Annotated in this window: 12 protein-coding genes; 10 read left to right on the top strand and 2 right to left on the bottom strand. The window is 46.0% G+C overall.

Annotated features, from left to right (window positions below; translation table 11 throughout):
• Positions 1–96: 96 nt before the first annotated feature.
• Positions 97–2325, bottom strand: a complete 2229-nt coding sequence (locus tag P4361_RS01185) for a PAS domain S-box protein (protein WP_328087950.1) — start codon at positions 2323–2325, stop codon at positions 97–99.
• 181 nt (positions 2326–2506) lie between these two features.
• On the opposite strand from P4361_RS01185, the gene P4361_RS01180 reads away from it, so the two are divergent.
• The 4 genes from P4361_RS01180 (at position 2507) to P4361_RS01165 (ending at position 4978) form a co-directional block, all read left to right on the top strand.
• On the top strand, positions 2507–3064 hold the full coding sequence (locus P4361_RS01180; RefSeq protein WP_062238298.1) for a manganese efflux pump MntP family protein: 558 nt from the start codon (positions 2507–2509) through the stop codon (positions 3062–3064).
• Between the two features lie 87 nt (positions 3065–3151).
• The gene (locus tag P4361_RS01175) at positions 3152–3769 is read left to right on the top strand and encodes a low molecular weight protein arginine phosphatase (RefSeq protein ID WP_265409111.1); all 618 of its coding nucleotides are present in this window, start codon (positions 3152–3154) and stop codon (positions 3767–3769) included.
• Positions 3770–3877: 108 nt separating this feature from the next.
• Positions 3878–4327, top strand: a complete 450-nt coding sequence (gene rpiB / locus P4361_RS01170) for a ribose 5-phosphate isomerase B (RefSeq protein ID WP_328087947.1) — start codon at positions 3878–3880, stop codon at positions 4325–4327.
• A gap of 78 nt (positions 4328–4405) precedes the next feature.
• The gene (locus P4361_RS01165) at positions 4406–4978 is read left to right on the top strand and encodes a TIGR01440 family protein (protein ID WP_053356460.1); all 573 of its coding nucleotides are present in this window, start codon (positions 4406–4408) and stop codon (positions 4976–4978) included.
• A gap of 217 nt (positions 4979–5195) precedes the next feature.
• On the opposite strand, the gene P4361_RS01160 is transcribed toward P4361_RS01165, so the two are convergent.
• On the bottom strand, positions 5196–6044 hold the full coding sequence (locus tag P4361_RS01160) for a MurR/RpiR family transcriptional regulator (protein ID WP_091009309.1): 849 nt from the start codon (positions 6042–6044) through the stop codon (positions 5196–5198).
• Between the two features lie 156 nt (positions 6045–6200).
• On the opposite strand from P4361_RS01160, the gene gnd reads away from it, so the two are divergent.
• The 6 genes from gnd (at position 6201) to upp (ending at position 12859) form a co-directional block, all read left to right on the top strand.
• Positions 6201–7097 carry a phosphogluconate dehydrogenase (NAD(+)-dependent, decarboxylating) gene (gene gnd / locus P4361_RS01155; RefSeq protein ID WP_053356463.1) on the top strand — a complete coding sequence of 299 codons (897 nt, stop codon included), beginning with the start codon at positions 6201–6203 and terminating at the stop codon, positions 7095–7097.
• A 126-nt stretch (positions 7098–7223) separates the two neighbouring features.
• Positions 7224–8771 carry a gluconokinase gene (gene gntK / locus P4361_RS01150; RefSeq protein ID WP_328087941.1) on the top strand — a complete coding sequence of 516 codons (1548 nt, stop codon included), beginning with the start codon at positions 7224–7226 and terminating at the stop codon, positions 8769–8771.
• Positions 8772–9123: 352 nt separating this feature from the next.
• On the top strand, positions 9124–10359 hold the full coding sequence (gene glyA, locus P4361_RS01145; protein ID WP_062238307.1) for a serine hydroxymethyltransferase: 1236 nt from the start codon (positions 9124–9126) through the stop codon (positions 10357–10359).
• 304 nt (positions 10360–10663) lie between these two features.
• Positions 10664–11410, top strand: coding sequence for a DsbA family protein (locus P4361_RS01140; RefSeq protein ID WP_328087937.1), 747 nt, complete (start codon positions 10664–10666; stop codon positions 11408–11410).
• Position 11411: 1 nt separating this feature from the next.
• The gene (locus P4361_RS01135; RefSeq protein WP_062238312.1) at positions 11412–11813 is read left to right on the top strand and encodes a disulfide oxidoreductase; all 402 of its coding nucleotides are present in this window, start codon (positions 11412–11414) and stop codon (positions 11811–11813) included.
• Between the two features lie 416 nt (positions 11814–12229).
• Positions 12230–12859 carry a uracil phosphoribosyltransferase gene (gene upp / locus P4361_RS01130; protein ID WP_091009321.1) on the top strand — a complete coding sequence of 210 codons (630 nt, stop codon included), beginning with the start codon at positions 12230–12232 and terminating at the stop codon, positions 12857–12859.
• Positions 12860–12889: the final 30 nt, after the last annotated feature.

Here is a 12889-nt window from a genome sequence, read left to right as displayed (position 1 = left end):
GCGCCAAGAGGCTCACCGCACGCCCCGCGGAAAGCGAGCAGCCTGGAGCAGAGATCAACAGCTACCAGACTTCTTGGACAGCCCCTTTATTTATGGTCAGACAATAAAGGGGGCGCCCTCCTGATCGATCGAGAGCATGGGAAGCACCACTTTAAAGGTGCTGCCTTGTCCCAGCTCGCTCTTCACGTGGATCCTCCCGCCATGGTCCTCAATAATCTTATAGCAGACCATAAGGCCGAGCCCTGTCCCTTTCTCTTTTGTTGTATAAAAGGGTTCACCGAGTGAAGAGAGCTTATCAGAAGGAATTCCGCACCCTTCATCCGCAAACGACACCACCAGATCGTTCTCTTTCCGTTCAATGGAAATAAACACGTTTCCGCCATCCGGCATCGCTTCTATCGCATTTTTCAGCAGATTGATAAATACCTGTTTAAGCTGGTTGTCCACACTGGAGATTACAGGCAGATCGTCCTCTGCTTTAAAATAAATCTGCACGTTCATCAATATGGCCTGTGTTTCAATCAGTGAGATGACATGGCGCATCAGTTCAGTGATGTTGGTCGGCACGAGATTCATAACCTGCGGCTTGGCCAAGACCATAAATTCACTGACAATGGAATTGATCCTGTCAATTTCAGAGAGCATGATTTCATAGTACTCAAAGTCATTCTCTGCTTTCGATTCAAGCAGCTGCAAGAACCCTTTTATAGAGGTTAAAGGGTTGCGGATCTCATGGGCGGCACCAGCAGCCAGCTGGCCCAGAACAGAAAGCTTATCGGATTTTCTAAGCATTTCTTCTGTTTTTTTCCGCTCGGTGAGATCTCTGGATACAACCACGACGCTTTCCACATGGCCTTTTTCATTGATGACTGGTGTTGCGTTTGTTTCCAATACAACATAGGAACCATCGTTATGTTTCCAGCGAGCTTCATATTTTACAGGCTGTCTCGATTGGACCATGCGGCGCATGAGGAGAGTTACCCGTTTTTTGTCATCTTCATGCAGGAAATCAATGGCATTTTTTCCTAGATAATCTGCAGGATCCACACCTAAAATCATCTTGTTGGAGGGTGAGGAGTATGTGATCTTCCCCTCCCTGTCGGATGTTGCGATTAAATCCATCGTATTTTCGGCAATGATGCGGTATTTTTCTTCGCTCTCACGCAAGGCTTTTTCCTGTCGTTTTTTTTCAGTGATATCACGTGAAATACCCGAGTATGCGTGTACTCGGCCGTTTTGATCAAATATGGGAAACAGCGTGACACTCGAGTTCAGCAGGGATCCATCTTTGCGCTGACAAATCATCTCGTGGCCAATAATGGGAATTCCCTTTTTCACCGTCTGGATCATCTCCAGTGATTCCTGTAAATATTGATCAAGGACAATGGGGAAAATCGGGCTTCTGCAGTCCCTTAATTCTTCCTCTGTCCACCCGAACGTTTTTTCAAAAGCGGGGTTCAGCTTGATCGTTTGTTTATCGAAATCATAGATGGCGATCATGTCTGCGGAATGAGTAAACAGCGACTCCAGTGTTTCTTTTGTTTCCCTCAGTTCGGCTTCCTGCTTCTTCTTTTCCGTAATATCCTTTCCGATACAATACAGTCCCAGTACGTCATCGCTTACGATAATCGGTGTGATGGTCAGATTTACAAACCGAATTTCTCCGTCTTTTCTTTTCATCTTCATATCGTATGTTTTTGGAGTGCCCTTAAGGGCCTCCTCAAAACCTTGGACTGATTTTTCCAGATGTTCTTCCATCAGCAGGGGATGAAAGGTCATGCTGAGCAGTTCTTTCCCCGAGTAGCCGGTAAGAAGTTCTGCAGCCGGATTGACGGTCGTAAACTTCCCTTGGGAATCAAGGGAAAATAGTGCATCGATGTTATGCTCGATCAGCGAGCGGAACCTTTGCTCACTTTCTTCCAGCTGCCTCTCCATCATAACCCTATGGATCAGATCGATGCTTAAGCCCCGCACCTCAACGACTTTTCCATTTTCAAAGACTGGATTTAACGATACGAGGAATGGGACATTGTTCAGTTGGGCTTCATATGTAATATACTCTCCCTTCCAGGCCTGTTCGTAACAATCCATTTTAAAGGCGGCGAGCTCTTTCGGAAAAATTTCTTCAGGCGTCTTTCCGATCACCCATTCTTCTTTATAGCCCAATGAGTCAGAGAGTTCACCGCTGCACTCGGTCATCACGAAAGTTTCGCCTGATTTAATAAACTTGAACGTCATGCTCTGCTGTTTTGTAATTTCCATACGGTGTGCTTTCTTTTTTGATTCAGCAACTGCCGGATGAATCGATTTCCCGTCTTCAGCCATGAAAATTTCCCCTCCGATTCTTCCCGTTTTTTCTATAACCTTTATTTACGGTAAAAAAAACTATATCCCTGCTAATGTCGAAAATTGCTTAATATTTGGTTTTTTCGAGGAACGGAAACGCCGATTCTAATCAATGGTGGACGTGCATAAGGTTGTACTAGCGGAGTTAGGGGGAAAGTAAATGGACGTCGTAACAATCGGTGAATGGCTGACGCTGTGGCTCATGTCTTTTGCTCTTGGTATGGATGCTTTTTCTATTGGGATCGGTATGGGAATGCTGCAATTAAGGCTGAGGCAGATTGTGAAAATAGGAGTAGTCATCGGACTGTTTCATATTGGGATGCCTCTTGCAGGACTATTGCTTGGCAAGCAGATTTCTTCTCACTTTGGGGGCATTGCAGTCATCATCGGCGGTTGTTTGCTGCTCCTTCTTGGTTTGCAGATGATCCATTCTTCATTCAAGCCTGAGAATGAGCCGTTTGTGAATCCTGTCGGGTTTGGTCTGCTGCTTTTTGCTGTGAGCGCCAGCCTGGATAGTTTCTCTGTTGGACTAAGTCTGGGAATTTACGGAGCCCGTACGTTTCTCACCATATTCATGTTCGGAATCATGAGCATGCTGTTGACATGGGGAGGTCTGATGATGGGTAGAAAAGTTCAAAAGTGGCTCGGATCCTACAGTGAAGCGCTCGGCGGATTGATTCTGCTTGCTTTTGGGATCAAGCTCCTGCTTCCCTTATAATGCTGAAACAATAAATGAACGATTGGCACTGAGCCAATCTTTTTTTATACTTGTAAATAAAGACATTGAAGCTGAGGGTGGGAAATCATGAAAAAGATCTTATTTGTTTGTACAGGAAATACGTGCCGAAGTCCGATGGCGGCTGCATTGCTTAAATACCTGGGAAAAGGAAAAGTTGAAGTAAGGTCAGCTGGCGTCTTTGCCGCAGAGGGGGCAGGGGCGAGTACCCATGCGGTGACGGCGATGTCGGAAAAAGGCATCCCATTCAAACATGAATCCAAACCCTTGACTGAAACACTTGTCCGTTGGGCCGACCTTGTCCTGACGATGACAGAAAGCCATAAACATACGGTTTGCCATCAATATCCGGAGGCTGTGGAGAAAGCATACACACTTAAAGAATACATCTATCAAAACGATGACTATGAAAAGCAGCTTTCAGAGCTTCATCAGGCGTATGCTGAAATTGAAACAATAAGAGCTTTCTATAAAAATAAATGGGATCAGGCCGATACTAATGACAAGCAAGCGGTTCAGGAGAAATTTGAAGCTGATATTCAGCCTTTCAAAGAAAAAATTATCTCGCTGGAAAACAGCTTGCCTTCCCTGGACATCATTGACCCGTTTGGCGGAAGTATCGATCTTTATCGCGAGACGAGAGCCGAGCTTGAAAGCCTCATTGAAAAACTCATAAAAAAGATTTAAACAGAGATGGCCTCTTCATATTTCCGTTATCACCGGTTTAACCGGTTGAAACAATGTAAAATTCAATTTAAAATTGAAGTAGAATACGGAAATATACAGGAGGATCAGATGAGAGTAGCGATTGGTTCAGACCATGCAGGAGTAGAGCTTCGTAAGGAAATTGTGAGCATGATGCAGGAGATAGGCATGGATGTAAAAGATATGGGCTGTGAATGCAGCACCTCGGTAGATTATCCGGATTACGCCATTCCCGTAGCGGAAATGGTGGCAAGCGGAGAGGCTGATCGGGGCATATTAATCTGCGGTACGGGAATAGGTATGAGTATAGCGGCAAACAAAGTAAAAGGAATCCGCTGTGCCCTTGTGCACGATTTGTTCAGCGCTAAAGCGACACGCATGCACAATGACAGCAACGTGCTGGCGATGGGTGAACGGGTCATCGGACCTGGACTGGCTTTGGAAATTGCAAAGGTATGGCTGACGACAGAATATGAAGGCGGCCGCCACAGCAAACGAGTCGGAAAAATTTCTGATTATGAAGCGCAGGGTGCAAAATAGGCGGAAGTACCGCAACGAAAGGGTGACAGAAGAGGCTGGACGCTGATTCTCACCTCAAAAGAAGGGACGATTCAACCAATGAGTGACCAGCTGCAAACTGTTGAGAAGCAGGTCTTTCATGCACTATCTGATTTACAAAAACAAGCCCAGTTAAAGCCTGGACAGCTGCTGGTCGTAGGGGCCAGTACGAGTGAAGTAACCGGAGGGAAAATTGGCACTTCCGGAACGATGGAAGCGGCTCAAGCTCTTTATAATGGGGTAAAAACCTTTCAGGAAGAAAGTCAGGTCGCTCTTGCCTTTCAATGCTGTGAGCATTTGAACAGAGCACTTGTGATGGAGCGTGAGATCGCTGACAGGCTTCGATATGAAGAAGTCCGTGTTGTGCCTGCGCGTTCGGCAGGCGGCGCACTCGCCACTTATGCCTTCCATCATCTAAATGATCCAGTCGTCGTTGAATACATTAAAGCAGATGCTGGAATTGATATCGGGGATACCTTTATCGGCATGCATCTGAAGCATGTTGCTGTACCCGTAAGAACGGAAGTAAAAAGCATCGGGGAAGCCCACGTTACCCTCGCCAAAACAAGGCCAAAGCTGATTGGCGGAGAGCGTGCTGTATATCCATCCAAGGAAGACATCCGCTGCTTTTAATAGATAAAGAAAAAAACCGCCTATAGAAGGGCGGTTTTTTTGTGCTGGAGAGGGTGGTTTCTTATGAAAATGATGGGTTTTGCAAGTATTTGAAGCATTTTTGCAAGTAAGTGGACGATTTTCGCAAGTAAACGCAGAGTTTCCGCAAGTAAACCATGTCGAACCGCAAGTAAAAGTATCAATTCCGCAAGTAATTCTTCCCCTCTGCAGTTTCTTGTTAGAACTTCTTCTCCGAAATCGCCGACCGCATGCGCTGCAGCGATTTTTTTGCTTCTTCCTTGCCGGCCATCATCACATTCACATAGAGCGCATCGATAATACTGAGCTGTGCAATCCGGGAAGAGAGTGCTTCAGACCGGAATTCAGTCTCCCTCGAGATCGTATGCAGGGAGATATCAGCCTTCTCACTGAGCGGAGACTTTGCATAATCGGTAAGCGAGATGGTGCGGCAGCCATTCTCTTTCGCCACCCTCATGACGTGCAGCAAATCCTTATTTGTTCCGGAATGGGAGATAAAGAGAGCCACATCCCGCTCCGTCAGCTGGGAGGCAGACATCAGCTGAAAGTGCGTATCGGTATAAGCGATGCTTGGTTTGCCGGTACGGATAAATTTATGATGAGCGTCCATAGCGATGATGCCTGATCCGCCGTTTCCGTAGAATTCGATCTTTTGAGAGGCGAGCAGGCAATCGACAGCCGCCTGAAAACTTTTTTCATCCAGCATCTGCCGGGTATCTTCGAGTGTGCCGATGTTGGATTGAAACACTTTTTCGGCGATCTGGGCAGGTGTGTCGCTTTCTAATATGGTCTCATGGATATCCTGAAGCGGGCCGACAATATCAGAGGCAAGTGCAATTTTTAATGCTTGAAATCCCTTGAAGCCCAGCCTTTTACAAAACCGGAAGACCGTCGCATCCGCTACCTCCAAATGATCAGCCACTTCATTAATGCTCGAGTGGATGATATTTTGAGGATCCTCCAATATAAAGTCAGCAATCTTTTTTTCTTTTTCGCTTAATATGCCATAAGAAGAGCGAATTTTGGATAAACAGTTTGAAGCTGCCATGTTCGTTCTTCCTTTCTTTGTACCGTGACGTTTGGGTCTATCATAATATGAAATTTATTTTCTTGTAAACGGAAAAAATTTTAGTATATAATAGCGATGGAAGAAAAAAATTTTCACAAACCGTAATCATGGTTTGTTTGAAAGGGGCATTTATATATGCAAATCGGAATGATCGGCCTTGGTAAAATGGGTTACAATCTTGTTCTTAATCTGCTCGACCACAACCACGAGGTCGTAGCGACAGACGTGAACAAAGAACAGGTGAAAAATATTACGAACGATGGAGCAACAGGCGTTGAATCGATCAAAGAACTAGTCAGCGGACTAAGCACACCGCGTGTGGTTTGGATGATGGTACCTGCGGGAAACATAACGGAAGATGTTCTTGCTGAACTGAAAAACGTATTGGAGCCTGGAGATATTGTGATCGACGGCGGAAACTCCAACTATAAAGATACACTGCGGCGTGCAGAAGAGTTAAAAGAAAAAGAGCTTCACTTTGTCGATGTAGGGACAAGCGGAGGCACTGACGGAGCACGAAACGGTGCTTGTACAATGATCGGTGCAGAGCCTGAAGTATTTGAAATCATCGAACCGATTTTCAAAGATCTTTCCGTGGAAAACGGCTACCTCTATACAGGAAAAGTCGGAAGCGGACATTTCTTGAAAATGGTTCATAACGGCATCGAGTACGGTATGATGCAGGCGATCGCTGAAGGATTCGAAGTTCTTGAGAAAAGCCAGTTTGATTATGACTATGAAGCCGTTGCGAAAATGTGGAACCACGGTTCAGTTGTCCGCTCTTGGCTCATGGAGCTGACTCAGAACGCATTCTCCAAAGATCCTAAGCTTGAAGGCATTAAGGGTGTGATGAACTCTTCTGGAGAAGGAAAATGGACAGTGGAAGCTGCCCTGGACCTTCAAGTTCCAGCACCGGTTATCGCTCTTTCCCTCATGATGCGCTACCGTTCACTTGAGGACGATACGTTCACAGGCAAGGTAGTAGCTGCTCTTCGCAATGAATTCGGCGGGCATGCAGTGGTAAAAAAATAATTTCAAGCAAAGGGGGTGACTTATTCTAATAGTGTCACCCTCTCTTTTTATCATGTAATTTCAAACGGACTTCGTTACATACTAAGCTATAGACAGGCAAGTGTAAGATCGGAAAGGATGATAGGTATGGATTCAAAAAAGTACTTGATGGGTGTGGACATCGGGACAACGAGTACGAAAGCAGTGATATTTGACCGAAAAGGAGCTGTCATTTCTCAGCATACAGTGGGCTATCCGCTGTTAAGTCCAACGCCTTCTACTGCAGAGCAGGAGCCGGAAGAAATTCTGAGAGCCGTATTTTCCTGTATTAAACTAAATATGGCAGAGAGTCTCGTTTCTCCGGATGATCTTGAGCTGATCTCATTCAGTTCAGCGATGCACAGTGTCATTGCAGTGGATGCCAAGGGGAATGCACTGACGAAGAGTATCACGTGGGCGGATAACAGAAGTGCTTCCTATGCCGAAAAAATTAAGGAAGAACTCAACGGCCATGAAGTTTACTTAAGAACAGGTACACCGATCCACCCGATGTCGCCGCTGTCAAAGCTTCTCTGGATGAAGCATGAACTGAATGAAGCCTATACGCTTGCACATAAGTTTATCGGGATCAAAGAGTATGTGTTTTACAAGCTTTTCGGAGAGTTTCTTATCGACTATTCCATCGCATCGTCAACAGGAATGATGAACCTTGAAAAGCTGGAATGGGATGAGGAAGCATTGAGCATTGCCGGCATTACAAGTGAAAAACTTTCCACGCTTGTTCCGACTACCCATGTTGTGAAAGGGCTTGCGCCTGAACTTGCCGAAAAACTGGGCATACGCACGGAAACTCCGTTTATTATCGGAGCCAGTGACGGCGTGCTTTCCAACCTTGGTGTTAACGCGATTGAACCGGGTGTTGTTGCCGTTACGATCGGGACAAGCGGTGCCATCCGTACGGTCAGTGACAAGCCGATCACCGACCAGAAAGGCCGGACGTTCTGTTATGCGCTGACGGATAAACATTGGGTGATCGGGGGACCTGTAAACAACGGCGGCATGACGTTTCGATGGGTCAGAGACCAGTTCGGTGCTGCTGAGGCAGAAACGGCAAAGCGCCTTGGAGTCGATCCTTACGAGATGCTGACTGAGATCGCAAAAAAGGTCTCTCCCGGAGCCGACGGGCTTTTATTTCACCCGTACATGGCAGGAGAACGAGCGCCGCTCTGGAACGCCAATGCGCGCGGCTCATTCTTTGGGCTTGCTCTCTACCATAAAAAAGAGCATATGATCCGGGCGGTGCTCGAAGGAGTTATTTTCAACCTTTACAGTGTCTTGCTCGCTCTTCAGGAATTAATCGGGATTCCAAAAGGGGTGCAGGCGACTGGCGGGTTTGCCCGTTCTGCTCTTTGGCGGCAGATGATGGCTGACATCTTCAATCAAGATGTGACGATTCCTGAGAGTTTCGAAAGCTCTTGTCTCGGGGCGGTCATCCTTGGATTGTATTCATTAGAAGAAATTGATGATTTCTCCATCGTATCCGAGATGGTCGGCAGCACGTATCAGCACAAGCCAAACCCTGAAAACGTCGATACGTATCAGGAGCTGATGTCCATCTTCCTATCCGTCTCACGCAGCCTGGAAGATGAGTATAAACAGATTGCCGATTTCCAAAGAAAAAGGCTGGAACAATAACCGTAAGGAGGAGCTGTCCAGAATGTCATAGTAAACTGACCTTCTGGCAGCTCCTTTGTTTAGAAAGGCATCTTCTTTGATTAGTTGATTGGAGTGGAAGGTGCGAGACTCCGGCGGGATGAGCGTGACAGGTGAAACCCGNNAAAGCGAGCAGCCTGGAACGGAAATTAACTGCTGCCAGATAGACATCCTGTTTCTATGCTTGCTAACGGCTTATTGGACAGCTCCTACTTACCTGAAAAAATGGAAGCGGCTACTCTTTTTTAAATTAAAAGAGACGTAACAAATCCCCGGAAGGCTATGTTACAATGGGTTTGAATTAAGGACTTTTACACGAAGGGGATGCGCACACTTGGAAAAGCTAGCTGTTCAAGATCAAGAAGTTTTTGCTGCTATACAGGACGAACTAGGCCGTCAGCGGAATAAGATTGAGCTTATTGCATCAGAAAACTTTGTAAGTCAAGCGGTAATGGAGGCTCAAGGATCCGTACTGACCAACAAGTACGCGGAAGGATATCCTGGACGCCGTTATTACGGAGGATGCGAATATGTTGACGTAGCTGAGGATTTAGCAAGAGACCGTGCCAAGAAAATCTTTGGAGCGGAACATGTCAACGTTCAGCCTCATTCCGGTGCACAGGCGAATATGGCTGTGTATTTTACCGTATTGGAGCCAGGTGACACTGTCCTCGGAATGAATCTATCACACGGAGGGCATTTGACTCACGGAAGCCCGGTTAACTTTTCCGGCGTTTTGTACAATTTTGTTGAGTACGGGGTGGACAAAGAAACTCATCTCATCAACTATGAGGATGTCCGCCAAAAAGCGCTTGAGCATAAGCCGAAAGTGATCGTGGCTGGTGCGAGTGCCTATCCAAGAGCTATTGATTTCAAAAAGTTCCGTGAGATTGCCGATGAAGCAGGAGCGTATCTCATGGTAGACATGGCGCATATCGCTGGGCTTGTGGCAGCGGGGCTTCATGAGAATCCGGTTCCTTACGCTGATTTTGTAACAACAACTACGCATAAAACATTGCGCGGCCCTCGCGGCGGAATGATTTTCTGTAAAGAAGAGTTTGCCAAGAAAATTGATAAATCCATTTTCCCTGGAATCCAGGGTGGACCCCTTATGCATGTCATTGCAGCTAAAGCTGTCGCATTTGGCGAAGCATTAAGCGAAGACTTTAAAACGTATGCCGGACAAATCATTGATAACGCAAAAAGGCTGGCTGATTCTCTTAAAAAAGAAGGAATCACGCTTGTGTCCGATGGCACAGACAATCATTTGATCCTGATTGACGTAAGCAAGCTCGGCATTACGGGCAAGATTGCTGAAAAAGCATTGGATGATGTCGGTATTACCGTAAACAAAAACACGATTCCATTCGATACTGAAAGCCCGTTTGTAACAAGCGGAATCCGTATCGGTACTGCTGCTGTTACATCCCGTGGCTTCGGACTTGAAGACATGGATGAAATTGCATCCCTGATCGCGCTTGTTGTTAAAAATCCTGAAGGTGAAGAAGCATTGAAGGAAGCAAGCGAGCGTGTAGCTGCTCTTGCCGGGAAGTATAAGCTGTACGAGTAAGAAAAGAGATGAAAGAAAAAGGCGCCCTGCAGAGGGCGTCTTTTTTTGTAGCTGGCTGTTTCGTAACCTTTGTTGCTCCTTAGGAGTGGTTGATTTCCGTTTCTGACGCTTGAAAGGAGCACTCAAGTCTTTTACCTCAAAAGCGGGAGGTGTGATAGCTGGCGGTTCAATCACACCTCGCTTAAATTCTGTAAAGTTAAGAGAATGTTCATTTGTAAATTGCAGAAAACTTGTATACTCTTAAGGAGAATTGATCTGTGATTGAATAGTTAGTATATAAATTTAAGGTAGTAGAGGTGAAAAGATGGCTAAACAAAAACCAAAAGGAAAGAGCAAGGCAAAGTCTCAGACGAAAAACTATGTCCGAAACAAAAACCAAAAATCTTCAAGCTGGATTTTCTGGTTCATCGGTATTATTGCGTTAGGTATCATTGTCGTCTTGTTTGTGGGCAATCCGGGGGACAAGGGGAAAGACTCGAATCAAAATGTCTCGATTGATTATAAAGGGCAGCCTTACTTAGGTGATCAATCTGCTGATGTGAAGGTTATTGAATTTGGGGATTATAAATGCCCGATCTGCAAAAACTTCAACATGTCATTTTTCCCTGAAGTTGATAAAGACCTGATTAAAACAGGAAAAATAAAGTTTTATTTTATCAACTACCCGTTCATCAACGTAGATTCAAGGCGATCGGCACAGTTTGCGGAAACCGTGTATGCGGAACTAGGCAACGACAGCTTTTGGAAGTTCCACGAGCTCTTATATAAAAAGCAGCCCGCAGACCCAGAAGACGAACACCGGGATATCTTTAAAGAGGACTTCCTGGTGAAGACGCTGGCAGAAGCGACGTCTGAAAAAGATGCGGCCAAAGTGAAAAGGGCTTTCAGCAGCTCGAATCATGATGAGGACGTAAAGAAGGATGAGGCACTCGTAAGCAAGCTAAACGTGGACTCTACTCCGACACTCTTTGTAAACGGCAAAAAGTTTACAGGAAGCACGTACGGAGACTTTAAGAAACAAGTAGAAGAAGCAGCGAAAGGGAAGAAGTAAGATGAACAAGCCTTTGTTGCTGAGCTGGCTGACGGCCATCATCGCGGTCATCGGCTCACTTTACTTCAGTGAGGTCATGCATTACGTTCCGTGTACGTTTTGCTGGTACCAGAGGATCCTGATGTACCCGCTCGCCGTATTTCTCGGTGTGGCTTTCTACCATCAGGACAGCAGAATTGCCCGTTATGTGCTGCCTCTCTCTGTTTTAGGTATATTTGTGTCAGGCTATCACATCGCACTGCAAAAGATTCCGGCATTGCAGGAATTTGAAGTATGCACATCAGGTGTGCCTTGTTCGCAGGATTATATCAACTGGCTGGGCTTTATCACGATCCCGATGCTCGCCTTCACAGCCTTTGTGATCATTACAGTGAGCATGATCATATTGAGCAGAAAAGGATAACCGTCTTGCCGCAGGAGCTGCCAGAAAGTCATAAACTGACCTTCTGGCAGCTCCTTTTAAAAAATTTTGATTGTGGAGTCATTACTTGCAAAACAATCTCCATTGACAAGTTGATTGGAGTGTAAGGTGTGAGACTCCAGCTGGACGCGCGTTACAGGTGAAACCCGCAGGCGCTTGCGCCGAGGGGTTCAGCGCGCGCCCCGCGGAAAGCGAGCAGCCTGGAACGGAGATCAACTACTTCCAGATAGACAGCACCTTTCAGTGTTATAGCCATATTGGACAGCCTCATGTTTTTCGAATTGGAAGCTTTTTAGACCTTGAAGTGGCTCCTTTTTTTCTGTAAAATGCGGAAGAGGTTATGTGCAAAGAAAAAGCTCGGGTGGACAAGCCCGTTGTGAAAAAGGAGAGGTAGCAGGATGGGTAATGTTTTTGTTCTGGATCATCCATTGATACAGCATAAATTAACACATATTCGTGACGTTGAAACAGGAACAAAGGAATTTCGTGAGCTTGTGGATGAAGTAGCGGGATTGATGGCTTTTGAAATCACGCGGGATCTTCCGCTTGAGGAGGTAACCATTCAAACTCCTGTAGCTGAAGCGCAAATGAAAGTAATTGCAGGGAAAAAGCTGGGGCTTGTACCGATTCTCCGTGCTGGTCTTGGAATGGTAGATGGCATCTTAAAATTGATTCCAGCAGCGAAAGTTGGGCATGTAGGTCTATATCGCGACCCGGAAACACTTTTGCCAGTTGAATACTACGTTAAGCTTCCATCCGATGTGGAAGAGCGCGACTTTATTGTGATCGATCCGATGCTGGCAACTGGCGGTTCAGCTGCTGCAGCTATTACTTCCCTGAAGAACCGCGGTGCGAAAAACATTAAGTTGATGTGTCTCGTTGCTGCTCCTGAAGGAATCGAATTGATCCAGAAAGACCATCCTGAAGTGGACATCTATTTGGCAGCCCTTGATGAGAAACTCAATGACCACGGCTATATCGTTCCTGGTCTTGGTGATGCAGGGGATCGTCTTTTCGGAACAAAATAAGTCAGTTTTTAAAGGGGCTGTCCAGAAAGT

Source organism: Fictibacillus sp. B-59209 (assembly GCF_036216745.1).
GTDB classification, from domain to species: domain Bacteria; phylum Bacillota; class Bacilli; order Bacillales; family Fictibacillaceae; genus Fictibacillus_C; species Fictibacillus_C marinisediminis.
The sequence above is the reverse complement of the archived record's forward strand: the minus strand, read 5'-3'. Positions and strand labels throughout refer to the sequence as shown.